Source organism: Lysobacter sp. 05T417 (assembly GCF_056396405.1).
In genome coordinates this window covers 1-1,094 of record NZ_JBFTLK010000021.1, presented here as the reverse complement: position 1 = coordinate 1,094, position 1,094 = coordinate 1, and the positions used below count along the sequence as shown (strand labels likewise).

Below are 1,094 nucleotides of genomic sequence, written 5' to 3'. Positions count from 1 at the left end.
GCCACCGGGTTGATCAGCGAGACGACCATCTTGATGTTGTCGCCCGGCATGACCATCTCGACGCCTTCCGGCAGCGTCACTGCGCCGGTGATGTCGGTCGTGCGGAAGTAGAACTGCGGACGGTAGCCCTTGAAGAAGGGCGTGTGACGGCCGCCCTCGTCCTTCGACAGCACGTACACCTCGGCTTCGAACTCGGTGTGCGGGGTGATCGAACCCGGCTTGCACAGCACCTGGCCGCGCTCGACGTCGTCACGCTTGGTGCCGCGCAGCAGCAGACCGGCGTTGTCGCCTGCCTGGCCCTGGTCGAGCAGCTTGCGGAACATCTCCACGCCRGTGACGGTCGTCTTCTGGGTCGGACGGATACCGACGATTTCGATTTCGTCGCCCACCTTGATGATGCCGCGCTCGATACGACCGGTCACCACGGTGCCGCGGCCCGAGATCGAGAACACGTCTTCCACCGGCATCAGGAACGCCTTGTCGACGTCACGCTCCGGCTGCGGAATGAACGTATCCAGCGCCTCGACCAGCTTCAGGATCGACGGCACGCCGATCTCCGACTGGTCGCCTTCCAGCGCCAGACGGGCCGARCCGTGGATGATCGGGGTGTCGTCGCCCGGGAAGTCGTACTTCGACAGCAGTTCGCGGACTTCCATCTCGACCAGCTCGAGCAGCTCGGCGTCGTCGACCATGTCGGCCTTGTTCAGGAACACCACGATGTACGGCACGCCGACCTGGCGCGACAGCAGGATGTGCTCGCGCGTCTGCGGCATCGGGCCGTCAGCGGCCGAGCACACCAGGATCGCGCCGTCCATCTGCGCCGCACCCGTGATCATGTTCTTCACGTAGTCGGCGTGGCCCGGGCAGTCGACGTGGGCGTAGTGACGGTTCGGGCTCTCRTACTCGACGTGTGCGGTCGAGATCGTGATGCCGCGAGCCTTCTCTTCCGGCGCTGCGTCGATCGCGTCGTACGCCTTGAACTCGCCACCGAAACGCTCCGCGCCCACCTTCGTCAGTGCCGCCGTCAGCGTGGTCTTGCCGTGGTCGACGTGACCGATCGTGCCCACGTTCACGTGCGGCTTGGTGCGCTCAAA

Annotated in this window: 1 protein-coding gene; it reads right to left on the bottom strand. The window is 65.3% G+C overall.

Going from position 1 to position 1,094, the window contains the following annotated elements:
* Positions 1-1,094 (bottom strand): elongation factor Tu (gene tuf / locus AC1DER_RS17200; protein WP_477358213.1); only part of this gene is annotated, 1,094 nt, incomplete at both ends.